The organism is Streptomyces sp. NBC_00539, assembly GCF_036346105.1.
Classification (GTDB): domain Bacteria; phylum Actinomycetota; class Actinomycetes; order Streptomycetales; family Streptomycetaceae; genus Streptomyces.
Map to the genome: position 1 here is coordinate 356,870 of NZ_CP107811.1, position 25,063 is coordinate 381,932.

The window sequence follows — 25,063 nt, forward strand, 5'->3', positions numbered from 1 at the left end:
GACGTCCGTCCGGGCGGGGATATTCTCGTCAGAGAGGGCAGACGCGGAACATCCCGCGCAGAGGAGCCGCGCTTGGCGGCACCTTTGGGGGCCATTGCACCTGCTCATGGAGAGTGACCGCCACGATGGACCGCGCGGGATCGTCCGACGATCCTCTGCACGAGGCATCCCGTGAGGTCGCCGACGCCGCCGAGGCGTTGGTGGACTGCTGGACCCGCGCAGGTCAGAACACTCCTCCCCGCCTTTCGGCCTTGCAGGTACGCGCCCTGCTGGCCGTACGGCGCTGCCCGGGGGTCAACCTCTCCCGGCTCGCGGACATGGTCGGTGTCTCGGTCCCGGCCGGGAGCAGGTTGTGTGACCGGCTCGAAGCCGCGGGTTTTCTCCGCCGGGAGCGTGCCGCCACCGACCGCAGGGAGATCGGCCTGTTCCTCACCCGCGACGGTGGGGACTCCTTGCACCTGCTGTCCGAACTGCGGGCAGCGGATCTGCGTGCTGTTCTGCAGCGCATGTCGAACGAGGAACGGGAAGCGCTTCTCGCCGGCCTGCGCGCCTACACCCGCGCCGCCCACCCTCCGGACGGCGACACGGCCGACCGCTGACGGACACCCTGCCCCCGGGGGAGCAGGCCCAGCGCCGTCACGGGAGGGCACGCGTGCGGCCCCGCCAGTCCAGACACACCACGGCCGCGTCCTGCGACAGCTCGGCACCGTGGCGGTGCTGAACGAGGCCGTCGACGACGGCCCGCGCCGTCTCGTGCGGGGAGGCCGTACGGGTGGCGGCGATGGTCTCGCGCAGGGCGTGCTCACCGAAGGCGTGACTCCCCGCCCCTTGTGCGGACGAACCGTGTACCCCGCTGCTGACGACGACCAGCCTGTCACCGGGCAGTACCTGGAACGGCTGCTGGTGGTAATCGGTCTCCTCGAACATGCCCAGCGGGGCCTCGGGCTGGAACTCCACCCGTTCCACGATGTCGTCGCGCAACCGGAAGAGCTGGGGCGAGCCGGCATCGATGCCGTGCGCCCGGCCGGTTTCCAGATCGAAGTGCAGCAGCAGGGACGGCGCGTAACGCTTGCCGCCGTATTCCGCGTAGACCGCCTGGTCGGCCAGGCACGCCTGGTCTTCCAGCGAGATCTCGGCGCGTCGTGCGTTGCGCAGCGCGTTGATCGTGAGGTTGGTCAGCAGGGCCGCGTCGATCCCGTGACCCTGTCCGTCCGTGACCGTGATGTTCAGGGTGTCGTCGGTGGCGCTCCAGTCGAAGTTGTCACCACCGATCGCGTAGGCGGGCTCCAGGTGGCCGCCCAGCGTGTATTCGGCCACCTCGAAACCCCTCCCGGGCAGCAGCTGCCACTGCATTTCCGCTGCCAGGGTCAGCCGTCTGCGGCGTCGCCCCTGCAGGTAGAGGTCGGTGTTGCGGTCGGCCACGACCAGTTCGTGTCCGAGGGCTGTGGCGAAGTCGGCCATCTCCAACACCGCCGACGCCCCCTGCCCCGGCTCGGGCAGCCGTACCGACAGCACCCCGATACGGTCACCGCGTACGGTGACCGGGAGGTGGACCACGACCAGGCCCGGCTCGTCGACGACCTCGACGACGGGCGCGCCGGCGGCGAAGGCCCGGGTCGCCGGCAGTCCGTCGCGCACCAGGACCGCTTCTCCGGTATGAGGGAGTCGGGTGACGGGCTGCAACGCGGTGAGGCTGTAGTCGGCCAGCAGCAACGTGACGGCCCTCGCACCCATGTACCGGATGAGCAGTTCCTCCGCCGCAGCCGGCAGAGCGGTAGGGGGCGCCGCCCGCAACGCCCTCTCCGCGGCCCCCAGCCAAACTCCGGAATGGTCGCTCATGGCCTCTTCTCCCCTCACCCGCACGATCAGTGCACGGGCGGCACAGCAAGCGGCGGCGGTCTCTCTTCGAGTCTTCCACCCGTCGGCACCGACATGCGTGATCCGTCGGTGTCGGAGCCGGGTGTCGCGGTGTGCAGGGGAGGGGGCCGGCCGCGGAGCCGCGGGCTCACGCCTCGGGAGGGGCCTCGCTCCCCCGGCGCTGCCGTTGGCGGTAGTTGCGCATGGATACCTGGGAGCCGCAGCCGGTACTGCAGTAAAGCCCTGAGCCGTTGCGCGTGCGGTCGAAGAACCCGAAATGGCACGGAGGGTTGCGGCACGCCTTCACGCGCCCCCACTCGCCGGTCTGCGCGAAGGTCGTCACTGCGGCCAGTACGGTCCCGAGCACACGCGGCACCCCTGTCTGCGGCGACGCCAGCTCGACACCACTGGCTGTGACCACCGTCGCCAGCGGGTAGAGCGCACCTGCGCGCCGCAGGTGTTGCTCGGCGTGCCGGAGCGGCTCGCCCAGGCTCTCCTCATCGCCCGAGTGCGCGAGCAGCAGGGTCACCAGGGCGTCACGCAGCTCCCGTGCGGCTGCGGCATCGGCATCGGTCGCCATGGCGTCGCCGCCGAATTCGTCGTGCTCCGCGAGCCACGCCGCGAAGGAGGGCCCGTCCGCGAACAGCTCCCGCTGGCCGCCACCGTTCGCGCGCGTGTTCACGAACGCGAGGACGGTCTCCACCACCGGCATGACGGCGCGCGGGCTGGGTTTCGCAGATCCGGCTGCAGCACTGCTCATCCGCCCATCGTACCTGAGCGAGAAGAGGCGCTAAGTCGCCTCACACACAACATGCAGCATCGACCCGCTTGACGCGTTATGAGCTAACAGCTTACGGTCGCAACATGAACGGATCACCGAACCAGCAGACCAGCCCCCGCACATGGCTCATCACCGGCGCGACGTCCGGCATCGGCCGCGAACTGACCCTCCAGGCACTGGAGAACGGCGACGTCGTCTCCGCCCTCGCCCGCGACACCGCTTCACTGGACGAACTGACCGAAGCGCACGGCGACAACCTGCTCCTCATCCGGGCAGACGTACGTGACGAGCAAGCCGTGCAGGAAGCGGTGGAACGTACGCTCTCGCGGTTCGGCCGCATCGACGTGGTGGCCAACAACGCCGGCTACGGACTCTTCGGAGCCGTCGAGGAGGCCTCCGACACGCAAGTCCGCGCCGTGTTCGACACCAACGTCTTCGGCGTGCTCAACGTGCTGCGCGCGACGCTGCCGGTACTCCGCTCCCAGCGGTCCGGACACATCCTCCAGGGCTCGTCGGTCTACGGGCAGTCCGCCCACCCCGGCGTGGGACTGCTGGCCGCGACCAAGTACGCGGTCGAGGGACTGTCGGACGCCCTGGTGGCCGAGGTCGCACCGCTCGGCATCAAAGTCACGATCATCCAGCCCGGAATGACCGCCACCCCCTTCCTGTCCAACCTCGACGTCGCAGCCGGCCTCGACGACTACGACCTGACCGTCCGCGAGGTCCAGAAGGGCATCGGAGAGATGCCCGCCTCGGCGTTCTCCTGCGCGGCCCGGATCGCCGAAGGCATCCGCACTGCGGTCGACAGCCCCAACCCCCCGCTGCGCCTGGCCCTCGGCACCTCCAGCGCCACCGGCATGCGCACCGCCCTGGAGGCCCGCACCGCAGACCTGGACGACTGGAATCGCGTGACCGACGCCGTCGACAGGTGAGCACGATTCCCACACGGGCCTCGGCATTTACGGCCGAGGCCCCCTCGGCGACGGGATCCGCCCGCGCGGTGCAGGGGCGCGCCGCTCGGCTTGGACAAGCGCCTGGCTGACAGAGGAATTTCTCCGCGGACCCTTGCCCACGCCCAGGCCGAACACCCCGAGAACCGGTCACACCAGCCCTTTGACCGGCAAGGTCATGTTGACGGAGGCTCACTGGCTACCCCGACGCCCCGGCCCGAACAGGGCGGTCACGAACAATCGCACGAGAGGTGCCGCAAGCACTTAGGAACCGGCTGCCCGAGCTGCAAGTCGTTCAGCACTTCCCCACCGGGGCTATGGCCGAAGGCGGAGTTGTGCGAGATGGCGTCGAGCGTCGTTGTCCCACGCTGGGCACATCGCGATGAAGCCCGACAAGACGTCGATCCTGCGCGATCCCTCTGCCCGCTGCCAGATCTCGTACGGTCCCGCCATCCACCGTCCCTCTCCGCCGAGCGTGTCTCCGCGTCGCGAACCCTACGACGCGCCCCCATCAGCGGGGTCCAACGGGTTTCCCGGCTCGGCGGACGAGCCTCGTCTTCACTCTCGGGCGTGGAAGGCGTTGCGGTAGACGGCCGGGGTCATGCCGATCTGGCGGCTCAGGTGCTGGCGGAGCGACTCGCCGGAGCCGAGGCCACTGCGGCCGGCCACCTGGTCGACGGTGAGATCGGTGGTCTCCAGCGGTTCGCGGGCCCGCAGGAGCCTCTGCTGGAGCAGCCATTGGAACGGGGTCACACCCGTCTCGGCGGTGAAGCGGCGGGTCAGGGTCCGCATACTGACCTTGGCTTGAGCGGCCAGGTCGCGCAGGGGGATCGGCTGGTCCAGGTGCTGTAGTGCCCAGATGCGGGCCGCGTCCAATGAGGAGTCGGTCTGGGCCGGGAGCGGGGTCTGTACGAACTGTGCCTGCCCGCCGTGACGCACGGGGGTGACGACGGCGGCGCGGGCCGCCGCGTTGGCCACGGCCGCGCCGTAGTCGGACCGGATCAGGTGCAGGCACAGGTCGATTCCGGCGGCCGAGCCCGCACCGGTGATGACCGCTCCGTCCTCGGCGAACAGCCGGTCGGCGTCCACGCGCACGGACGGGAAGGTGCGCTGCATTTCCTCGGCCAGGACCCAGTGGGTGGTGGCGACACGGCCGTGGAGGAGTCCGGCTTGGGCGAGGACGAAGGCGCCGCTGCAGATCGAGGCAACGCGCTTGCCCGCGGCGGCCGCCTCCCGCAAGGCGTCCAGTGCGGCCGGCTCGGCGTCGTGCCGGCTGGCGGTCGAGGGGACGACCACCGTGTCCGCCGCCGCGACCGCCCCGAGGCCGTGCCGTACCACCACCTCGATGCCGCCGGAGGCGGCGATCACGCCGGGCGTGGCGGTGCACACCGTCACCTCGTAGCCGGGGCGTCCGTCGACTTCGACGGAGCCGAGCAGCGTGGACGGCATGGACAGGTCGAAAGGTTTGACCGCGGGAACGGCCAGGACGGCGACACGATGCATGGCTGGATCCTTGGAGGTCGTGGCTTTCGGGCCAGTAACCTACCCCGCGTCCGCGCGGCAGAGTGGGGCGTGCGCACGGGCCCTCCGTTAACCGCGTTTCCCCTTCGGGGAAGCGTTCCACTTTTGAAGGTGAACGGAGACGAGACCATGGGTGGATCAGTCGTGGGTGGATCAGTCGTCATCGGGGCTGGCGCGACCGGGGTCGCGACCGCCAGGCAGCTGGCAGAAAGCGGTGAGCGGGTCCGCCTCATCACCCGCAGCGGCAGCGGTCCTGACCACCCCGCCATCGAACGGGTCGCCCTGGACGCGGGGCGCACTGATGAGCTGGCCAAGGCTCTGGCCGGAGCGGCCACGGTCTTCAACGCCGCCATGACCGCGTATCAGAGCTGGCCGGAGACCATGCCACCGTTGTTCGCCTCGATTCTCGACGCGACCGAGCGGGCCGGGGCCGACTACGTGATGCTCGGCAATCACTACGGCTACCAGCAGACCAACGGGCCGGTCACCGAGCGCACCCCGATGGCCCCGCACACCCGAAAGGGCCGGGTGAGGGCCGAACTGTGGCAGCGGGCCAAGACGGCGAACGACGAAGGGCGGCTGAGGGTCGCCGAAGTGCGAGCCGGCCAGTACCTGGGCTCAGGCGCAGTCTCCGCGTTCACCCTGCTGGTCGCTCCCCGGGTCCGCGAGGGTGAACTGGCTCTCGTCCACGGCAACCCCGATGCGGCGCATTCGTTTTCCTACACCGAGGACGTCGCAGCGGCGCTGGTGGCGGTCAGCCGGGATGAGCGGGCATGGGGACGCGCCTGGCACGCCCCGGTCATCACCACGACCGTGCGTCATGCCGCAACTGACCTCGCCGCACTCCACGGAGCGCCCGAACCGCGGTTGGAGCCACTCACCGAACGGGACTTGGCACTGCCGTCCTTCGCCGATCCACTGTGGCGTGAGTTCGCCGAGATGAGCTACATGTCCGAGCGTCCGTTCATCGTGGACGACAGCGACATCCGCGACACCTTCGGCCTCAAACCTTCAACGCTCCGTCAGGCGCTGGCGGCCTGACGGGGCGGTGGGCGGCCAGGGGCTCCCGGGCCGCCCCCACACCACCCGGACATGGGCGGAGGGTGCCGCGGAGGGGCGGCGGAGGCCGGTCAGAGGCGGAAGAGCACTCCGCTCCGGGTCCAGCCCGCGTCGAGGACGGTCTGACGGAGCGGGTCCTTGATCTGGCTGGTCGCGAAGCGGACGGTCCGGACTCTGTGTTCCCGTCCGTCGGGGCTCTTCTGTTTCTCGTAGACCCAGTACACCGCGTGGGCAGGGCCGCTGGAGCGCTGACCGCGGGTGTGCTCGGCGAACGAGCCCTCCCTTTGCTCGTCGAGGGCCCTCACCTCCCTCTTCACCGGGTCCAGGCGCATCCGGGTCCACAGTCGTACGCGCAGCCCGGGCACCCGGCACTCCGCGACCAGATCACCCTCCTTCACGGTGCCGTGGCGCACGACGAAGGGAACGTCAGGTCCGTTGAGCGCGAGGAGCGCCGCGCGCAGCTCTTGGGCGGGCCTCGGTGTGACGTTTTCGTCGGGGTACCGAGTGCCGAGGTACTTGTCCGTAAATCGGCCCACGGCTATGTCACGTCCCCGGTGTGCTCGATGGGTGCGTGCAGTGTCATGCGTGTCGAAGGGCGTGGCGGTCAGCGGTCAGCGCCGCCAGCTCCGCGTTGGCACGCTCGGTGACGTGGGCGAGGACCCGGGCGGCGGCGGCCAGGTCCTCGGCGGGTATCGCGCCCCAGATGCGGGCGGAGATGGGGGCGGTCTCCGCCCCGACGGCGGCCATGAGCTCGCTGCCCGCGTCCGTGGGGCAAAGGTGCGCGCCCTTCGCGACGAGCAGCTGCTTGGCCAGCAGTTCGTCGAGGGTGGCGCGGATGTCGGCCGGGTCGGTCTTGAGGGAGCCCTGGACCTGGGTGACGAGATCGTCCGGTGTCTGCGGGGCGTCGGCGATGAGGGCGGCGCGGAGGGCGACCTGCTGCTGGAACGTGATGCCGTGCCGGGCCAGCACGTGCTCCAGGACGCCGCGGGCGGCGTAGTGGGCCAGGGCGAGGTCCCGTGCGCCGGCGACGGGTGCGGTGGTGGTGGATGCACTGGTGGTCATGGTGTTGTCCCCTGAGGTCTCTCGTCGATCGGCACGGATGGGGTGAGAGGTGCGTCGAGCAGGGTCGTCAGCTCGTCGGTGAACGCGCGCGTCCGCGGGGCGTCGGGGCCGCCGAGAGGCTCCAGCAACTGCTGAAGCAGTTCCTGGACCGCCGCGATGGCCTGCCGCGTGACGGCCTGACCCTGCTCGGTGAGGGCGAGTTGCACGGCGCGCGGGTCGCGGGGGTCTCGTGTGCGCTCGATGAGACCGGCCGACTCCAGGGCGCGCGCCAGCTTCGAGACGTACAGCGCCTCCAGGCCGGTGTGGTCGGCGAGTCGGCGCTGGCTGGGCCGCTCGCCGGTGCGCTGCATGCCGTGCAGCGACGCGACCAGTACGTACTGCGCGTGGGTGAGGCCCAGCGGAGCCAGCGCGCGATCGACCGCGACGCGCCATTTGCCGGCGAGCCGCCATACCAGGAAGCCGGGCGTGGGGCCCGGTGAAGCCTTGCTCATGGCAAATAGAGTACATGACTACTATGGCCATGGCTATTATTTAGGAGGCGGGTCGGCGCCGGCGGTCTGTTCGGGATGCAAGGCAGCGGTCTGGGACGGGACGCCCAGACCGCTGCACCACGACCGTCAGGTCCGGTGCCCCTCGTCTGAGGTTCGATGGGCTACCCGAGCCAGGGACGGTTCCAGTACTCCGCCGTGTTCTGGTTCCTGGCGGCTTCCGTCACCGTCGCCCCGGACTCCGCCGCTTCGTCGGTTGCAGTGCTTTCGCCGACGTACCCGCTCTCGGCGAGGGTGGTGAGGATGTTCTGCCAGGTCCCGTCGATACTCCACAGGCGCAGGCGCTCCGCGCAGCGGTGCCAGGGTCCGTAGCGCGGCGGCAGGTCGTGCCAGCGGCGACCGCCGTCCTGCTGCCACAGGATGCCGTTGACAATGCTCCGGTAGTCCGGGCCGCCCGGTCCGCACCGCGGGAGCAAGCCGCAGACAGCCGCCCACTGCCGATCATCGAGGTCATGGAATGCGTTCACACCGGGTGAACGATCCGCCCGCGACCCAGGGCACGAGTCGCTTCGACCGTCGCCGATTCTCCGTAGGGGCCGGACTCGGGCCTCCGGTCGCGGCCGCGGGCAGTCGGTTTCGTATTCTCGTGGCGCCGGAGAGGAATCGGGCGGCCGCAAGGGGAAGCTGATGGCATTCGGAAAGAACAGGCAGGACGCGCCCTTCGAGGCGGTGCACTGGGACGAGATCACCCAGTTCACGGTGGGCAGGATGATGCGGCGCACGGTCCGCAAGTCGAAGCGGGGCGAGGGCCCGCACGCGGTCCGGTTCATGAGGGCGCGCGGGGGCGACGAGTACATGGTCCCCGGCGTCTACATAGTCCCCGCGGAACCGGCCGGACCACTCGCGAAGGGTGGCTTCCGGCTCTTCGAGGACGAGGGTGGACGGCAGTTGCTCTGTACGGTGCTCCCGGACCGCTCCGACCGCTTCCGGGTGACGGACGCCACCGGCCGGGAGCTCGGCTCGGTCCATCGCACTCCGACCGCGAAGCGACTCACCCAGCAGAGCCTGTGGATGGAACAGCCCGGTCATCCCGCCATCGTGGCGCCCCGCAACTGGGCGAGGGGCGGCCCGGGGGCGGCCCTCGGGCGCGGGGTGGGCCGTGTCCTCGGCGGGGTCGTCGACTCCTTGCTGTCCTTCGGGTCCGACGAAGCGGGCTCCGGTGCCGACCTCAAGCCGGTGGTCTGGGTTGCGGGCGCGGAAGGCACCGAGGGGGAAGGGGCGGCCGGGGAGTACGGGCAAGCCGTGCTGACCTTCCCGCGCAGCACCGAGGGCAAGCGCTGGTACTTCGTCGAGCGGGACGGCTGGCTGGACAAACGCCTCGCCTTCGCGCTGGCGGTGCTGCGCGAGAGCGAAACCCTCGGCGCCGACCACCGCTGAACGGCGCGCCCGGCCCGGGCGGGACCGACGCGGCGCCGTTCTGCCGGCGGGCTCTCGCCGGCCTGGTGTTCGGGTCGTGGAGAGAGCGTCGGGTCCGGAAGTACAAGAGGGACAGGTCCTACCAATTCGTTTTGCGTGTGGGGTATCCCTGGAGGACGGCCCTGCGCAGGGGTCGTTTCCCCCGCCCAAGGAGGCCTGCCGTGAACGGCTGGTACGTGGACGACCGTTGCTTCAACTGCGATGTCGCGCGGCAGCTCGCGCCCGGGCTGATCGGCGAGGTTGACGGAAGGTCCGAGATCCTGCGGCCGCCGCGCGATGAAGCGGAGACGCGGCGCTTACACGCAGCCGTCTTCGCCTGCCCCACCCGCTCCATCCGCCCCACCTCCGGACAACCGGACCGGCGGCTCGATCCCTTTCCCATGGCCTTGGACAGCGCCGTACTGTTGTGCGGGCACAACTCACAGCGCACTGCCGGAGCCAATTCCTACTTGCTCCTGCGGCCCTCCCGCACGGTCATGATGATCGACACTCCCCGCTGGAGCAGTGAACTCGCCGCGCGGTACTCAGCCTTGGGCCCGGTCACCGATGTGCTGCTCACCCATCGGGACCACGCTGCACACGGCCGCCGCTACGCGGACCACTTCGGGGCCCGGCTGTGGATCCACGAGGGCGACCTCGATGCGGCGCCGGACGCGGACCAGGTGATCCGGGGTCTTGAGCCTGTTGAAATCGGTGAGGGGGTCACCGCGCACCCGCTGCCCGGCCACACTCCGGGCAGCGTGCTCTACCTCGCCGACGACCGGTACTGCTTCAGCGGGGACAGCTTCTACTGGTCACGCACCACCGGCGATCTGGAAGTCGCGGAAAGCGTGATCTGGTACTCCGTCGAGGAGTTGACTGCCTCACTGGCCAGAACGGCCGGACGACTCCGGTTCGAATGGGTCCTGCCAGGCCACGGTGACCGCCGCCGGCTGCCCGCCGACGAAATGTCCCGGCGGCTGACCACGCTGGCCGTGCGCACGCGGCAGCTGCAGCCCCGGCCGGTCGACCTCAGCGCCGTTCGCTGGTGAAGGAGCGGAGCCGATCACGGCGGGGGCGGTTGGCGGAAGAACACTGCCGCAGCCAGAGCGATCCGGCTGCCGGGGCGCACCAGCTCGACGGTGTCGGGCCAGACCGACGGCTCCGGAAGGCCCAGGCACCGGGCGAGGCGCGCAGCGAAGCGGGGGACGACGGGCGCCGCGACGGCGGTCAGCAGGCGGGCCGCGGCCAGCTCCAGCGCGACGGCCGTACGGGTCTCGTCCGCCCAGGCCGGGTCGTCGGCGTGCAGCCGCTGCGCGGCGGAGAAGCGAACGGTGTCCTCGACCAGCCCGGTGAGTTCGGCCGCGGCGTCCCGCAGGGAGAAGCCCTCGGGGCCCAGCGCTCCGGTGGCGGCGGTGAGGCGGGTGCCGAGCCGGGCGAGGAAGGCGCAGTGTTCGGGGGTCCAGTTCCCGGCGTCGGGTGCGCAGCCGCCGTGGTGCATGGCGACGCGGGCGCCGAGGTCGTTCAGCCAGGACTGCCAGGTCCCGATGAGGGTGTCGGCCAGGGTGGTGTCGTACGCGGATCGCCGGAAATCGGTGCGGACGCCCTCGGGGCGGGTGGAGGCGAGGAAGTAACGGACCGAGTCGACGGTGTCGGGACACAGGATGTCCTTGCCCCAGACGGCGTGGCGGCGGCTGGTGGAGAACTTGCTGCCCTCCAACAAGTAGAACTCGTTGACGTGGTAGTCGATATCGGGTTCCCAGTCCGGGTGGGCCAGCTCGTAGAGGATGGGGTAGAGCAGTGAGTGGTAGAAGCTGTTGTCGTAGCCGAAGAAGTGGACGATCTTCCATTCCCGCCGGGGTTCTGCCGCCCGCCAGTCACGGCCGAGGCGGGTGCCGAGCGACTGGATGCCGTGCAGGAAGCCGTAGCTCATCTCCGGCCACACCCAGATGACCTGGCCGGGTACCTCTCCGCCGGCCGGGGTGACGCCCCAGGTGGAGGGGTGGGTGAGGGGCAGGTCGAATCGTGGGCGGTCGAAGACGCGCCGGGCGAGGTCGGCGAGACGGGCCGGGACCCGGCCGAGCCGGTGGTGCTTGCGGACGGTGTCGCGGAAGGCGTGCACGGGCAGGGAGTAGCGGCTGATCCGCTCCCGGCGGGGCGCGGCGGAGGACCGCGCGGACATGGCGGCGGTGAGGTCGTGCACCAGGTTCGGCTCGCCGCACTCCTCGCAGATGTTGCCGCCGGTGGCCGCGGGGCAGTGCGGGCAGCCGCCGCTCACGTCGGCCTCGTACAGGTAATGGCCGTTCTCCGCGTCGACGAGGGCGTCGGATTCGGTCACGCGGACGGCGCCGGAGGCGGTGACGTGGGCGAAGAAGTCCCGCAGCCCGTCCGCGTACTCGGGATCCGTGCTGGTCACCGTGTACTGGTCGACGGTGATGTCCATCAGGCGCAGGGTCTGGGCGATCTCTGCGCTGAAGTGCGCGGCGGTCTCGGCGGGAGTGCGTCCGTCCCTCAGGCCGGCGGCGGGAACGTAGCTCTGGTAGTCGTCGCTGCCGGTGAGGTGGTAGGCCTCGGCGCCGGTCATCCGCTGGAAGCGGACGTACGCGTCGGCGCCCAGGTAGGGGCCGCAGAGGTGGCCCAGGTGCAGGTCACCGTTGGGGGTGGGTGGGGTGGAGAAGACGAAGACCGGGCGGTCGCCGAAGGAGGCGCGCCGGATGTCGGCGGCCGATGCGAGGGCCCGGCCGGGGTCGCGCCAGTACTGGGTGACGAAGACCAGGTCGTTGTCCCCCGTGTTCTCCAGGACGTGCGACTCGAAGGGTTCGAAGAGGACGACGGTGCCGGGCTCCACGGGGTGACGCGCCCCGTCGACGTCGAACTCGCCGCGGCCCGCGACGATCACGAAGCACTCGGTCTCGTCGTGGTGGTGGCCGGTGGAGCGGACGCCGGGGGCCACCCGGCCCCAGCCCGCACCGACTCCGAGGCCGTCCATCGCGCTCATGTCGATGCCGAACGCCTCGCTGAGCGCATGCGGGTCGTACCTGTTGATGATCATTTGATGTCCCTCGTCTCGTCTGCTGCGGAGTCCCGCAGGTGCAGGAGGCCGGCGGCATCCGCCGCGAGTGCGGGGCGAGCCGGTAGCCGGAGCCGCCGGCCGCACCGGCGAAGACCAGGCGGCCCGCGGCGTCGAGTGCCGTGACGACGGGGCCGGAGCCGCGGGGGTGGTAGGCGTCGCAGAAGACCCGTCCCGAGGCGCAGCGTGCGGCGAACTCCGGCGCGTACCCGGCCAGGAGCTCCCGTGCCTCGTGCAGGTTCTGCGGCGACACGCCGCCGCTCAGGCCGTCCGGGGTGACGTCCCACTCCCGGCAGGTGTAGCTGAACAGCCAGTGACCGCGCTCGTGCAGGGGCAGGAGGAAGGCGTCCTCGTCGTGGAAGACGACCGCGCCGTCCCCCGTGGAGGTCGGGATGTCCACGTGCAGGGCCACGATCTTCTTCACGCGCAGCCCGAGCGGTGCGAGTGCCTTCGCCCACGCCGGGTCGTCGAGCCAGGGCCCGGGGGCCAGGACCACCCGGCCGGCGGTGACCTCGTCGCCCGTGCCGAGGCGGAGCGTGACGTCGTCAGGGCCGGGTCGCGCGGCGGTCACCCGTACGCCCTCCCGGAAGGCGGCGTACGGGCGCATGGCGCGGGCCAACCCGGCGGTGAGGGCGGCCACGTCGGCGTACTGGCAGCCGTCGGCCGTCCACGCCGCCTTGCCGTCGGGCACGGTGACCCGGCGTGCGGCGACCGGGCTCGGGGCGGGGCGCAGCCGGGCGGCGGGAAGGTAGGCGGTGTGGAGTGCGGCCTGCGCGTCCGCGTCGGCGATCACCGTCATCCCGAGTGGGTGGACGGGTACGTCGGGCTGGGCCGCGCGCAGCTTCTCGTACCAGTCCTGGCTGTACGCGGTCATCCGTCGGACGTGCTCGGTGGCGCCGCGGGGGAAGTGCAGTCCGGCTGAGCGGCGGGTGGCGCCGGAGCCGACGGTGTCGCGGTCGAGGACCATGACGCTGGTGCCGGGGCTGCGGTGCAGGACCTCCCGGGCGGTCATGCAGCCGACGACCCCGGCGCCGACGACTGCCACGTCGACGTAGGTGCTCGTCCCGTGGGCCGGCCCGGCGGCTCCAGGCGCGGCGAGGCCGGAGGGTGCGGAGCCCGCGCGGGCGTTCACCGGTCGTTCCACGTCTGTTTGGAGTCCGGTTTCGAGGACCAGTCGATGAAGGAGGCCAGCTGATCGTCGCCGCGTACCCCGCGCAGCCGGTCCGCTATCCGGCGGCTGCGCCATGCGTTCAGGCTCAGGTTCACGTCGGCGAGCCCGCGCTGGGCGCGGACCGCGTTCTGCAGGAAGACGGCGTGCTGCGGCGGGCCGTCCCAGCGGACCGCGAAGTCCTCGTCCACGCGGAATTCGTCGCCCTCGCGCTCAAGGCGCCCCGCGATGGGGGCCAGGAACGGGGTGGGCGCGGGCCGGAAGCCGGTGGCCCAGACGATGAGGTCGGCTTCGTGCTGTTCGGCGGCGTCCGGTTCGTCGTTGTGCCGGGCGGTGACCTCCCAGTTGCCCCGGACGCCCCGGGTGACGGTGGTGACCTCACGGTTCGGGTAGAGCCCGACCAGGTCGGGCAGCCCCTCGACGAACCGGTGGACGTACAGCTGCTGGTAGATGGCGCGCAGCGTGTCCTCGGAGATCCCGTCGCTGCTGAGCAGGGTGTCCTGGTTGACCGCGCGCCGGGCGTCGGCGGGCAGACGGTAGAAGTGGTCCGAGAAGGACGGCGTGTAGAAGTCATTGGTGAACGGCGAATCGTCGATCGGAAGGTAGGTCCGGCGCCGGGAGAGCCATGAGATCCGCCGTGGCCGGTCCGCCGCGGGTCGGGTAATGAGGTCGAGGAACGCCTCTGCGCCCGACTGGCCGCCGCCGACGACCATGACCCGCTTGCCGGCCAGGTGCACGGCCTTCGTGATGAACTCGCTGACGTGGAACTGGGTGGGACCGAGCAGTTCGCGGGCCTGCGGCGGGACGTACGGGCTGCTGCCGACACCGACCACGATGTGGTCGGCGGTGATCGTGCGCCGGCTCGTGCGGACCCGGAAGACCCGGTCGAAAGTGACCTCGTGGACCTCCTCGCCGAAGACCACGTACGGATTGCGTTCGGCGGCCCAGGCCAGGTAGTTGCGGAACTCCTGGCGTGGGACGGCGGAGAACTGGGCGTTCAGGAAGTGGTAGACGCGGCCTTGCTCATGGAGGTACGAGAGGAAGGAGAATCGATTCGTCGGATCGGCGAGGCTCACGAGGTCCTTGAAGAGGGAGACCTGGAGGGTACTTCCGGGCATCTGCTGGCCGTCGTGCCAGGCGAACTCCTCTTTCCGGTCGAGGAAGAGGTTGGGCACGTCGGCGTGGTCGTGGAGCAGTGACGCGAGGCTGAGGTTCGCCGGTCCCACGCCGACACCGACGCACCGGTAGTGCACGGGTGGGTGGCCGCGGCTCTCGTTCCCCATATCGGTGTCCTTCCTTGTCAGGTGAGTGGGTCAGAAGATCGCGCGTGCTGCGCGGCCCTCACACGGACAGCTCCCGCAAGCGCGCTGCCACGCCGTGCTCCCGCAGGAAGGTCAGCCGGCGGGCCGTTTCCGGGCCCTGCGCCGCGCGCTGCAGGCCGGCCGGCAGCGCGCCGTCCAGCACCCGGGTCACGCCGAGGGCGAGCGGCAACGGGACGCAGAGCGCCATCGCGCTCTCCCGGGCGGTGCCCGTGAGAGCGAGCAGGCATTCGCCCCGCCGGCCGGGCCCGCCCCGCTCGGTACCGAGGGTCACGGAGACGGCGAGGACGACCCGGTCGCGGACCTCCCCCGTGGCCGGGCAGCGCTGGGCGAGGTCCTGCGCGAGGACGCGGATCCGGTCGGGGCCCCCGGGTCTCCACCCTGCGGAAGACCGGCTGCCAGGCCGCCTGCCGGCCGCTGCTGCACAGCGTGCCGCGGATGAAGGTGCGCAGCCGCCGGCCGTCCGGGATCCGGTACTGCGCGCTGAAGGGCACGCTGTTGTCGCGGTTCGGGTACGCGAACGCGTTCGGTGCGGCCGGCAGCCCGCCGCAGTACGAGGTCAGGTCGACGGGCCCGGCACTGTCCCCGACGGCCTTTCGGGCGACGTACACCAGTTCGTGCGCGAGGAGGTGGTCGATGCCGGGGTCGAGTCCCGCTTCGGTCTGGCCGACGAGCCCGCAGCGGCCCGCTTCGGCTCGGCCGGTCAGCCCGAGCCGGTCGAGCAGCGCCACGGCCTTGGACCGCGTACGGCCCCGTACGAAGACCCGTCCGGCCTGCTCGCACAGCAGGCCGAGTCCGCTGCGGCCGACGGACAGGCCGGTACCGATCCAGTGCACGGTGCGCCCGGGGCCGGCCGGGAGAGGGCGGGCGGCATCGCGCAGTGCAGCCGGCAGTGCATCGGGCATCGAAGGCCTCCTCGACGTGCTCGGCGGGGGCGGATCCGCTTGCTGCGCCCTCAGGACCGCCCCGTCCGGGGCGAGGGGCGCGGGCCGCTCGGGGTACCGCGCGGGGCAGGTCAGCGAGCGGCCGGGAAGGGGGTGCCGCCGTCCGGCGCTCCGGCGCCCTGCGCACGCCACCAGGCGCGGCCCTCTTCGGGCAGGGTGTACAGCGGGTCGTAGTACTCGTGGAGCCGGTCGAGGTCGTCCTCGTTCCCGCTGTCCACGGCGGTGCGGTAGCTCTTCGACCAGTACGAGATTCCGCGTACCCCGTCGTAGTGCGTCGGCTGGTGCACCCATCGTTTGCCGACGAACGGTACGTCGCACACGATCCGCGGGGTGGCGAAGCCGGGCAGATAGCCCATGATCGCGTGCTGGAGGCGCTGGGCCTCGGCGACCGAGGTCCGCCAGTGTTCACTGAACGGGATCATGTCGCACATGTAGAAGTAGTAGGGCATGATCCCGGCCCGGTCGAGCAGCGCGAAGCACAGGTCCAGCAGGGCCCTCGGAGTGTCGTTGACGGTGCGCAGGAGCACGGCCTGGTTGCGGATGTCGCGCAGTCCCGCGTCGAGCAGCAGCCGCGCGGCCTCCGCGACGCCGCTGGTAATCTGCTGGGCGGCGTTGGCGTGGGTGTGCAGCGCGATCTGCACCCCGCGGGCCCGCGCGGTCGCGGTGAGCCGCGAGATGCCGGCGAGCACGGGTTCGGCCGTCCAGTGCTGTGGCAGTCCGATGAGAGCCTTGCTGGCGAGCCGCACGTCCCGGACCGACTCGATGTCGAGCAGGGACTCGACGAAGGATTCCACGCGCGGCCAGGGGACGTTCGCGACGTCGCCGCCGGAGACGACCACGTCACGGACGGCCGGGGTCTTGCGCAGGTAGTCGATCATCGCTTGGAGCCGGGCGCCGGGTTTGAGGGCGAAACTCGCCTTGGTGATCTGGGCGGTGGAGTTGCCGACGAGGTCCATGCGGGTGCAGTGGCCGCAGTACTGCGGGCAGGTGGCGACCAGTTCGGCGAGGACCTTGGTGGGGTAGCGGTGCGTCAGCCCCTCCGTGGCCCACATGTCGCGCTCGTGCAGGGAGTCCCGCTCGGCCTTGGGGTGGGAGGGGTAGTCGGTCCGGCGGTCGGAGAACACCGGGAGCATGTAGCGGCGTACCGGATCGGCGTAGTAGGCGTCGGTGAGGCTGTCGGGGCCGGTAGCCGCGACGTGCGGGGCAATGGTGTTGATCATGTACGGGGTGACGAGCATGGACATCGTGGCCCGCTCGCACTGGTCGCGGTCCAGGTCGGCCAGGAAGCGGTCGCCGAGCGCCGGTCCGGTCACCTCGCGGAGCTGGCGGAGGTTCTTGACGCAGTGGGCCCGTTGCCACTGGGCGGAGCCCCACTCCTCCTGCGTGACATCACGCCAGCCGGGTAATCGGCGGTGGTCCGGCTCCAGGGCCGGGCTGTAGGCATAGGCGTACGGCTGCGGCAGTCCGTCGAGCATGGCGGGGTCCTCTCCATCGGTCCCGCGCGGTGCGGGAGGCAGGACGCGCTGTGCTGTGGGGGCACGGTGGCGGCGATCAGCCGCCACCGCCGTGGGGTGCGGGGCGCGGTCAGGCCTTGCCGCCGCCGGGGCCGATGAGGGCGAAGTCCGGAGCGCAGACGGTGGATCCGGTCGAAGCCTGCGCCAGGGTGTGCGCGCCGCCCAGGGCCCGCCGGTAGGGCTCGCTCAGCTCCGTCAGCACGTCGTCCAGCGGCTGTCGCACCCTCGGTAGCCGAGCGAGCGCCGCCTCCACCGGGGTGCGCCACCGCTCGCGGATCGCTGCGTCGGCGCCCTGGGCGGTGGTCACGGTCCCCCGGCAGCCGGGGGACGCGCACCGGCACTCCATGCTCCAGCCGGTGTCCTCCGTGAAGGTGGCGTAGTCGCAGGTCACCTCCTCCCCCGGCGCGATGTCCCGTACTGCCACGCCGAAGTCCAGTCCGAGATCGAGGACGTTGGCCTCGCAGGAGTGGTTCATCAGGTACGCGTCGAGGCAGGGCAGCAGCAGACTCCCGTCGGCGAGCAGGTGGCCGTAGGTGTCGAGCCGTTCGAAGCGGTCCGGGGGCAGGGCGGCGACCTGTTCCCTGGTCCAGCGGGAGCACGTGGTGCAGGGGCACCACACCGCCGTGCCGGCCGGGATCGGCCGGGTGGCGAACAGCCCCACGTTGTGGGTGCGGCTGGCGCGGATGTCGATTCCACTGGTCAGCACGTGATCACGCCAGTTTCAGGGTGTCGGCGAGCCGGGCCTCCAACTCCTCGGTGCGCTCCCGCGTCCGGCCGAGGACCAGGTAGCGCCACTTGCCGTCGAAGGCCAGCGTGTCGGCGGTGAGGACGACGCCCTCGTCGGCTCCGGGGGTGAAGTCCAGTCCGGCGGCCCGCACCCGGGCCAGCCCGGCCGCGAACTCGGCTTCGACCCCGCCGGGCCGCGAGTCGGCGATCCATACCGAGGCGGCTGCGCGCTCCTCGCCGAGCAGTCGGCGTACGAGCAGGTCCAGGTAGGTGCACCCGGTCTTGCGGACGTTGCTCTCCGTGGCATGGAGGGTGTCGTCGGCGGTGATGCCGCCGTCGATGTCGAACGGGCCGCGGTATCCCGCCTCGTGGAGACGGCGGCCGAGGGCGAGGCCGCCCCTCACCAGTTCGTCGGTCGCGCCGGAACTCGCCACGAGAGGGGTGACCTGGCCGCTGAAGCTGCCGTTCGGTGTGCGCATCTCGCCGACGTGCAGGACCTGCGGACCGGCGGCGTACACCTCCATCTCGACGGTGACCACTCGGGCGAAGTCGAGTCGCTCCTCGACGACCCAGCCGGGCGGCTGTTCGGCGACCGAGTCGAGGTAGACGGCGAGCTCGGCATCGAGACGGGGCAGGTCGGCGGCTTCCCAGAAGCGGACCCCGTAGCCGTTGGAGCCGCGGACCGGCTTGACGACGGCGGCGCCCTTGGCGTCGAGCACCTTGCGCAGGGCGGCCGCGAGGTCCTGGGGCCCGGCACAGGTGTGGCCTTCGGCGACGCGGATACCGAGCTCGGTGGCTGTCCGCCGGAAACCGCTCTTGGTGTTGATCGCGTACACGGCCTCGACAGCGCCGTCCGGGACGCCGGAATCCCCGTAGCCCTCGACGGGGACGCCCAGTTCGGCCGCCAGGTCGAGGGCCGGGCGGTCCTGGGCGAATGCCTGGAAGCGGATGCCGGGCCGGTTCCGGGCCTCCTCGCGCAACCGGCCCACGAGTCCGTTCGCGCGGACGGCGGCGGTGAGGGTGGCGAGACCCTCGGTGGGCGCGTCGAGCAGGGTCACGTCCGAGGGGGCGAAGCCGAGCAGTTCGCAGGCGTAGTCGCACAGGGGCTTCGACATCGCGCGCGGGGTGACGAGTACGTCGCCGGGGCGGGTGAGCCAGATCTTGCGCGGGGACACGGCGACGAGGGCATCGGCGTGCCGGTGCACGGGGACGGTGACCATCAGCTCGTTGACGAAGTTGCCGAACACGAGCAGGGGGTAGTCGCGCCGCGAGGCGGTGCTCGGCACGGCGGTACCCGCGCTGCCGGTGGTAGGTGTGGTGTCCATGTCCCTCACTCCCCCGCCTTGACGCCGCCGTAGACGGCGTGGCCGGCCTTCATCCAGTACACGTCGACTTCCCGGAAGCCCGCCGCGCTCAGCCACTGGAGCTGCTGGGAAAGCGGGGACGGCTTGTCGAGTTCGTCCGGGTACTCGAAGCAGCTCCACTCGAGGGCGTGGAACTTCTCGTAGGGGGCGGTGCCGCCCGTTGCGGCGAGCGCCTGGTCGCGTACGGACTCGTTCCACATGCGGCGGGCCAGTGCCAGGCCCCGGTCGCCGGTGGGCTGGACGAGGTCGGCGATGACCAGGGCCCCGCCGGGCCGCAGGAGGGCGTGCACGTCGCGGAAGAGCTCCTGTTTGCCGGGACCGTCGAGGTGGTGGACGGCCAGCGAGGAGACGACGGCGGCCGGCGCCACGGCGCGTCGTCGCCATGACCGGTCCGGGAGATCGAACTGCTCGGTGCGGAACCGGGGGCCGTGTCCGGCGAGTTCCTTGGCGGCCGCGTCCAGCATCGTGGAGCTGAGGTCCATCCCGACGACGGTGGCCAGCGGGAACGCCCGGAGCAGCGTGTCGCTCAGCCGGCCCTGGCCGCAGCACAGGTCGAGGATCTCGGCCGGTTCGCCGATCGGTGGGATCAGCGAGGCCACGACGTCCATCTGGACGCCGCGCTCCGGAACGAAGTATTCACCCAGCTCGATGAACTCACGCGAATCGGTCTCTTCCCAGTCCTCTTGCACGCTCATGTGGTTCCTTTCCCGTTCATCTCGCGACAGCGAAGCCGGCAGAATGGCGCGCGAAAGCGCACGCACCGTGAATGGAAAATGAAAAATCGTCACATCGTCGGAGCCCGACGACTGTGCAGGTACCACCGTGGCGGAAGAAATCCCCACACGCCGGTATGACTATATCCGACTCTTAGGATCCGTAGAGGAATTGCCGTACGGATCTCAGAACGTGTTCCGTTGCGTCCGCATGGCACATGTGGCCGGCCCCCGCGATGACTTCGCCGGTGCCGAGCACGACCGATTCGGTCAGCAGGGCGACGTGCTCCGGACCTGCCCATCCGTCCAGGTCCCCGGCGAGAGCCAGGGTCGGGCACCTGACGGCGGGAAGGTGCTCCATCTCCCGGTGGAGGACGGGAAAGACGATTTCGTTGAAGTAACGCAGGGCGTCCACGTTGGCGGACCACCCGGCCAGTCTCGCCTGCCAGGCGGCGAGGCGGTCCGTCATCGGCCCGACCCACAAGGGGATCACCTCGGCGATGAGCCGGCCGAGGCCCGCGTCGTCCGCGGGATAGGCGTCGCCCTGCGCCTCCAGCGCGGCGAGGGCCCGCGCGACGGCGGCTTCCGAATGCCGGGCCCGGTGAAACGCGTCCGCTTGCGCCTCCGCCCGGTCCCCTCCGTACGCCGGAGTGCCCAGCAGCACGAGTCTGCGCACCAGGTCCGGGTACCGGGCGGCGGTCAGCGAGGCCACCGCGCCGCCATGGGAGTGGCCGAGCAGGTCCACCGGGCCGCCGCCCGCCTCGCGCCGGATCCAGGCCGCGAGGTCGGCGGCGTAGGACTCCAGCGCGTAGTCCCCGTCCGCGGGGCGCGGGCTGGACCCGGCTCCCCTCGGGTGGACGATCGCCACCGTGCGGCTGTCCGCGAGGCCGTCCAGCGGTTCGAGGTACCGGGGATCCATGCCGGGCCCTCCCGGGTGGCACACGACCAGCGGGCCGCTGCCGCGCCAGGTCGTGGCGAGCGGTACGACGGCGGGCGGCGCGGGGGCCATCAGCCCTCCTTCGGGACGAGCAGCCGGGCGCAGACCGCAGCCGCCAGCGCCAGCGCCGCCGCGATGGCCAGGGCACGGGCCGGGGAGCCGTTGTCGACCACGACGCCGCCGAGGGAGGTGCCCACGGGGAAGCCGATCAGGTTCACACTGATCGACACCGTCATCACCCGGCCCAGGCGCTCCGGTTCGGTGCGCCGCAGCCGCAGCGACATCAGACTGACGTTGACCGTGCCCTCCATCACCCCGAACAGGGCGAGGCCCGTACCCAGCGCCACGAGCGAGCCGAGGGCGCTGACGGGATAGACGGCGAGGGCGGACAGGACGAGGGCGCCGACCATGAAGCGGCGCTCCAGCCCGGCGCGCACGTACTTGCCCGCCAGCAGCGCGCCCGTACCGCCCGCCAGGCCCAGTACGGCCCAGATCACGCCGACGTAGCGGCTGGAGGACGCCTCGTCGGCCACGTGGCCGCCCACCGCGACCGGGACGATGATCACGAGCATCCCGTACGCCACCTGGAAGACGGCGTACGAGGCCGCGAGGCCGCGCAGCGTCGGATTGCGCAGCAGGTAGGTGATGCCTTCCCAGGCCGAGCGCAGCAGGTGCTGCTCGGGCTCCTCCGGATCCCGTGCCACGCCCCGGTCAGCGCCGGCCTTGGCCGTGCCGCCGCGCAACAGCGAGAGGCTCAGCGCCGCGAGAGCGTACATGGCGGCGACCGTGAGCAGCGCCGGATTGGCCCCGGACAGCGCGAAGAGGGCGCCCGCCACGAGCGGCCCGCCGACTTCGATCACCGAATACGTGCTCAGGTCCAGCGCGTTGGCCCGGTCGTAGGCCGCATCGGGGACGAACTGGGGGAAGAGGGTGCGGATACCGCCGTCGGTGAGCGGACTGGTGATCGAGAAAAGGCCCAGCATGACATAGAGGACGGCCGGGGTGAGCCGGTCGAGGACGGAGAAGACGGCTACCCCGCCGACGAGCACGGCGCTGGCCGTGGTGTCCATCGCCACGGCCCGCAAGGCCCCGAAGCGGTCGAGCACGGCGCCGGCGATCGGGCTCACGAGGAACCCGGGAAGCGTCAGGAACGCGCTGCTGAGACCGGCGACCTCGGCCGAGCCGAACTCGGCGATCGCGTAGAGCACGACGACGAAGAGCAGCATGCCGTGCGCGAGCCGGGACAGGCAGGCGGCCAGCAGCAATTGGGGAACGTTACGGCTCGTCAGCACCTCGCGGTACGTGACCGATGGAATGCCCGCTTCCTGTAACTCGCTGGGGCGTGGGGTCATGGTGTCGCGATCACCTGCTGCTCATCTCCTGAGGGCGAAGGTGAAATGAAAAGGTCCCGGACAGCCTGACATGTTGCCACGCGCGGACGCCCTGTGGAAGTCTCCCGGAGATCACCGATATCCGTGAACAAGTCCGAAGTGGCCGGAAATCACGCATGGATGGAATGGGAATCCGACCCGGTGGCGATCTTTTTGTCGTCGACTTGTGGCCGACCTGGTTCCGGCCGTCTTTACACCCCTGGAACGCACGAGGAGAAGACCCCTGTGACCACACCCGGACCAGTACCGCCGGATCGCCGTGATCTCGACGTCCTCTATCTCGGATGGCAGCGCGAGGCCGTCGAAGCGCTTCGGGATCTCGGGGCCGATGTGACCTGCGTGGTCTCTTTCCCTGACCGCTTCAAGCCATCCGAGGAAGGATTCACGGGTGTGGTCGCGGTCGCCCGCGACCACACGTCGGTGGAGGAGGTGCTCGGCGCCCTGGCCGATCTGCGTCTTGCGCCGTCCGCCTTCCTGACCGTGTGCACCGAGGACGAGTTCGCGATCGTGACAGCCTCCGTTCTCGCGGAGCTCGGCTGCCCGCAAGCCTTCCTCACCCCCGCCGTCGCGCTGGCCCTGCGCGACAAGGGCCTGCAGAAGCAGCGGGTACGGGACGCCGGGCTGCCGGTGGCGGACAGCATGCGCTTTTGCGGCCTGGACGCACTGGCCGGGGCCGTGGAGAGCGGTTCGGTCGCACTCCCCCTCGTGGTGAAGCCGCCGGCCGGTGCCGGCTCGGTCCACACCCGGGTCGTCCACGACCCGGCGGGACTCGCCGCCTTCGCCCGGGACGTGGGGGACGCCCCCGGGCCCTGGCTGGTCGAGTCGTTCGTCCCCGGCGAGGAACTGCACGTCGACGGAGCCGTCCGCGACGGCCGGACGGTGGTCGTGTCGGTGAGCCGGTACCTGCACAACGTGGTCGAGGTGCACCGGGGCCGGCTCGTCGCCTCCGCCACCCTGGACGCCTGCTCCGACCATGCCTTGTCGGATGCGGTGGCCGCTTTGACCGAACGTGCGCTGCGCGCGATCGGACACGCCGACGGGGTGTTCCACCTGGAGGCGTTCCATGACGACGGCGCCCTCGTCTTCGGCGAGTGCGCCGGGCGCATCGGCGGCGGCATGATCCTGGAGGCGGTACGAGGGAAGTACGGAGTGGACCTCTACCGGGAATGGGCCGCGGCGGCCCTCGGCCTGCCCTCCCCGGCGGCGGGCGGCGGCGCGCCCGGTACCGGTCCGGAGCCGGAGAAGGACTCCTTCGGATGGGTCAATCTGGCCGCGCCACCGGGCCGGATCCGGCTCCTGCCTTCGCAGACGTCCATGGAGAACCGGCCGGGGGTGGTCCAGGCGCAGCTCTGGGCCAAGGAGGGCGACCGGATCGGGGACATGCGCGAGGGCTCCCACCTACTGGTGGCGAAGGCCTTGGTACGAGCGCCCGCCGAAGCGGTGGTACGGGAACGGCTGGCCGAGGTCGGGCAGTGGTTCTCGGCGGCCCTGGAGATGGAGCCCGCGCCCGTCGCCGACGCAGAGGGCGGTTCGGATGTCTGACGCCCGCGAGCCCGAGGTCCGCACGCTCTCGCTCGTCCAGGCCGGGAAACTCGCCCCCTGGGCCGCCCTGTGCGGCTCCGCGGACCTGTTCTGCACCCCGCGGTGGCTGGCCGTGGAGCAGGCGGCCGTCGGTCCCTGGGTGCCGACGGCGGCCCGGTGCCTGACCGTTCCGGCACCCGCGTCCGGGGCTGCCCCCGTGGCCGCCGTGGACGGCGAGCGGCTGCTGGCGGGGATCACGGTGCAGCGCTTCGACCGGTCCGTCGACGACGACACGGTCCGGCTCGACAAGATGCTGGCCCCCGGGGCGGGCACGAGCGCGCGGGAACTGGCCGGCGTGCTGCAGCCGTCCCTGATGTGCGGCGGATGGTTCAACTCCCGGGTGCTGACCGCCCCCGGCATGCCGGAGCGGCAGCGCCGGCCGGCACGCCGCTCCCTGATCCGCGCCGCGATCAGCACCGCGAGGTCCTGGGACTGCCCGGCCGTCTTCCTCCCCTACGTGGACGCGGCCGACCGAGGGCTGCGCTGCGATCTGCGTGCGGCGGGGTTCACGGAGTTCCCGGCTCCGGCCCGGCACGTCTTCGACTGCGGCTTTCCCGGGCACGCCGCCTACGTGGAGACCCTGCCCTCGCGGCGCAAGGTCCGGCTGCGCAAGGAGCTGCGGCGGTTCGCCGAGGCCGGGGTGGTCACTGCGCACTCACCGCTCGACGAATCCAACGTGGAGCGGATCGCGGCCCTGGCGCACGGCCTGGAGCAGAAGTACGAACAGGTCTCCTCGCAGAAGCAGTTGACGCAATGGTTCGCCGCGATCGCGGTGAACACCGACGCGACCGTGTTCACCGCAGCGCTGGGGGGCCGGCCGTTCGCCATGTCGATGTGGCTGCGCCACGAGGAGCGGCTCTACGGCTTCCACGCGGGTTTCGACTACGAGGTCGGCGTGGGCCTGCCCGGGTACGCGGTGGTCGGGTACCACCTTCCCATCGCGTACGCCTGCGACGAACCGGGCCTGACGACGATGGAGTACGGGATCAGCGCGGACGAGGCGAAGCTGCTGCGCGGCACCGAGGCGATGCCGCAGGTGCTGGCCGTCAAACCGCTGACCGGGCCGGCCGAGCGGGCGCTCGCCGCTTGCGCACCTGCGGAGCCCGACGGGGACCGGCTTCCCTAGCCCGGCGGGCACGGGCGGCACCGGCCCCACCGGGACC

The 25,063-nt window shown here is 71.2% G+C and carries 23 protein-coding genes and 1 pseudogene; 7 read left to right on the forward strand and 17 right to left on the reverse strand.

From position 1 onward, the window contains the following. The first annotated feature begins 113 nt into the window (after positions 1-113). The gene (locus OG861_RS01745) at positions 114-599 is read left to right on the forward strand and encodes a MarR family winged helix-turn-helix transcriptional regulator (RefSeq protein WP_329201251.1); all 486 of its coding nucleotides are present in this window, start codon (positions 114-116) and stop codon (positions 597-599) included. Positions 600-636: 37 nt separating this feature from the next. Here the strand turns inward: OG861_RS01745 and OG861_RS01750 are convergent, their stop codons facing one another. Both OG861_RS01750 and OG861_RS01755 read right to left on the reverse strand, forming a co-directional pair. Then, positions 637-1,839, reverse strand: coding sequence for a PP2C family protein-serine/threonine phosphatase (locus OG861_RS01750; protein WP_330261055.1), 1,203 nt, complete (start codon positions 1,837-1,839; stop codon positions 637-639). Between the two features lie 166 nt (positions 1,840-2,005). Then, positions 2,006-2,617 carry a CGNR zinc finger domain-containing protein gene (locus OG861_RS01755; protein WP_329201247.1) on the reverse strand — a complete coding sequence of 204 codons (612 nt, stop codon included), beginning with the start codon at positions 2,615-2,617 and terminating at the stop codon, positions 2,006-2,008. Between the two features lie 104 nt (positions 2,618-2,721). Here OG861_RS01755 and OG861_RS01760 point away from each other — a divergent pair, with 104 nt between their 5' ends. Continuing rightward, positions 2,722-3,570, forward strand: coding sequence for an SDR family NAD(P)-dependent oxidoreductase (locus OG861_RS01760; protein WP_330261056.1), 849 nt, complete (start codon positions 2,722-2,724; stop codon positions 3,568-3,570). A gap of 576 nt (positions 3,571-4,146) precedes the next feature. Here the strand turns inward: OG861_RS01760 and OG861_RS01765 are convergent. Further along, positions 4,147-5,091: a GlxA family transcriptional regulator gene (locus OG861_RS01765; RefSeq protein ID WP_330261057.1), complete on the reverse strand. Its 945-nt coding sequence runs from the start codon at positions 5,089-5,091 to the stop codon at positions 4,147-4,149. A gap of 129 nt (positions 5,092-5,220) precedes the next feature. On the opposite strand from OG861_RS01765, the gene OG861_RS01770 reads away from it, so the two are divergent. Next, positions 5,221-6,150 (forward strand): NAD-dependent epimerase/dehydratase family protein, encoded by a 930-nt coding sequence (locus OG861_RS01770; protein WP_330261058.1) that lies wholly within the window; start codon positions 5,221-5,223, stop codon positions 6,148-6,150. An 89-nt stretch (positions 6,151-6,239) separates the two neighbouring features. Here OG861_RS01770 and OG861_RS01775 read toward each other — a convergent pair whose 3' ends face one another. From OG861_RS01775 to OG861_RS01790, 4 genes are all read right to left on the reverse strand, one after another. Beyond that, positions 6,240-6,704: a hypothetical protein gene (locus tag OG861_RS01775; RefSeq protein ID WP_330261059.1), complete on the reverse strand. Its 465-nt coding sequence runs from the start codon at positions 6,702-6,704 to the stop codon at positions 6,240-6,242. A gap of 43 nt (positions 6,705-6,747) precedes the next feature. Then, positions 6,748-7,230 carry a MarR family transcriptional regulator gene (locus tag OG861_RS01780; protein ID WP_329201237.1) on the reverse strand — a complete coding sequence of 161 codons (483 nt, stop codon included), beginning with the start codon at positions 7,228-7,230 and terminating at the stop codon, positions 6,748-6,750. Next, on the reverse strand, positions 7,227-7,721 hold the full coding sequence (locus tag OG861_RS01785; protein ID WP_330261060.1) for a MarR family winged helix-turn-helix transcriptional regulator: 495 nt from the start codon (positions 7,719-7,721) through the stop codon (positions 7,227-7,229). Before OG861_RS01785 ends, OG861_RS01780 begins: the two co-directional genes overlap by 4 nt. A 161-nt stretch (positions 7,722-7,882) precedes the next feature. Continuing rightward, complete coding sequence (locus OG861_RS01790) at positions 7,883-8,245, reverse strand: transposase (protein ID WP_329201233.1); 363 nt, start codon at positions 8,243-8,245, stop codon at positions 7,883-7,885. A 160-nt stretch (positions 8,246-8,405) separates the two neighbouring features. Between OG861_RS01790 and OG861_RS01795 the strand changes: the two genes are divergently transcribed. Continuing rightward, a complete protein-coding gene (locus OG861_RS01795; protein WP_330261061.1) occupies positions 8,406-9,155 on the forward strand; it encodes a hypothetical protein in 750 nt (249 codons plus the stop codon). 200 nt (positions 9,156-9,355) lie between these two features. Next, entirely contained in the window at positions 9,356-10,225 is an 870-nt protein-coding gene (locus OG861_RS01800; RefSeq protein WP_330261062.1) for an MBL fold metallo-hydrolase, read from the forward strand. 14 nt (positions 10,226-10,239) lie between these two features. Here the strand turns inward: OG861_RS01800 and OG861_RS01805 are convergent, their stop codons facing one another. The 10 genes and pseudogenes from OG861_RS01805 to OG861_RS01850 form a co-directional block, all read right to left on the reverse strand. Beyond that, a complete protein-coding gene (locus OG861_RS01805; protein ID WP_330261063.1) occupies positions 10,240-12,225 on the reverse strand; it encodes a class I tRNA ligase family protein in 1,986 nt (661 codons plus the stop codon). A gap of 130 nt (positions 12,226-12,355) precedes the next feature. Continuing rightward, positions 12,356-13,489: pseudogene (locus OG861_RS01810) on the reverse strand (NAD(P)/FAD-dependent oxidoreductase); the annotation flags it as partial. Next, complete coding sequence (locus tag OG861_RS01815; protein WP_330261064.1) at positions 13,372-14,694, reverse strand: lysine N(6)-hydroxylase/L-ornithine N(5)-oxygenase family protein; 1,323 nt, start codon at positions 14,692-14,694, stop codon at positions 13,372-13,374. The gene OG861_RS01815 and the pseudogene OG861_RS01810, both read right to left, overlap by 118 nt. Positions 14,695-14,752: 58 nt before the next feature. Then, positions 14,753-15,004, reverse strand: coding sequence for a hypothetical protein (locus tag OG861_RS01820; RefSeq protein WP_330261065.1), 252 nt, complete (start codon positions 15,002-15,004; stop codon positions 14,753-14,755). Between the two features lie 741 nt (positions 15,005-15,745). Continuing rightward, a complete protein-coding gene (locus OG861_RS01825) occupies positions 15,746-17,149 on the reverse strand; it encodes a KamA family radical SAM protein (RefSeq protein WP_329201220.1) in 1,404 nt (467 codons plus the stop codon). Positions 17,150-17,258: 109 nt separating this feature from the next. Continuing rightward, positions 17,259-17,894 (reverse strand): SET domain-containing protein, encoded by a 636-nt coding sequence (locus OG861_RS01830; protein WP_330261066.1) that lies wholly within the window; start codon positions 17,892-17,894, stop codon positions 17,259-17,261. 4 nt (positions 17,895-17,898) lie between these two features. Continuing rightward, positions 17,899-19,239 (reverse strand): peptide ligase PGM1-related protein, encoded by a 1,341-nt coding sequence (locus tag OG861_RS01835; protein ID WP_329201217.1) that lies wholly within the window; start codon positions 19,237-19,239, stop codon positions 17,899-17,901. A gap of 5 nt (positions 19,240-19,244) precedes the next feature. Beyond that, a complete protein-coding gene (locus OG861_RS01840; protein WP_329201216.1) occupies positions 19,245-19,973 on the reverse strand; it encodes a class I SAM-dependent methyltransferase in 729 nt (242 codons plus the stop codon). Positions 19,974-20,145: 172 nt separating this feature from the next. After that, positions 20,146-21,000 carry an alpha/beta fold hydrolase gene (locus OG861_RS01845; protein ID WP_329201214.1) on the reverse strand — a complete coding sequence of 285 codons (855 nt, stop codon included), beginning with the start codon at positions 20,998-21,000 and terminating at the stop codon, positions 20,146-20,148. After that, positions 21,000-22,280 (reverse strand): MFS transporter, encoded by a 1,281-nt coding sequence (locus OG861_RS01850; protein ID WP_330261067.1) that lies wholly within the window; start codon positions 22,278-22,280, stop codon positions 21,000-21,002. Before OG861_RS01850 ends, OG861_RS01845 begins: the two co-directional genes overlap by 1 nt. A gap of 429 nt (positions 22,281-22,709) precedes the next feature. Between OG861_RS01850 and OG861_RS01855 the strand changes: the two genes are divergently transcribed. Beyond that, the gene (locus OG861_RS01855; RefSeq protein WP_329201210.1) at positions 22,710-23,861 is read left to right on the forward strand and encodes an ATP-grasp domain-containing protein; all 1,152 of its coding nucleotides are present in this window, start codon (positions 22,710-22,712) and stop codon (positions 23,859-23,861) included. Next, complete coding sequence (locus OG861_RS01860; protein ID WP_330261068.1) at positions 23,854-25,026, forward strand: GNAT family N-acetyltransferase; 1,173 nt, start codon at positions 23,854-23,856, stop codon at positions 25,024-25,026. Before OG861_RS01855 ends, OG861_RS01860 begins: the two co-directional genes overlap by 8 nt. The last annotated feature ends 37 nt before the right edge of the window (positions 25,027-25,063 follow it).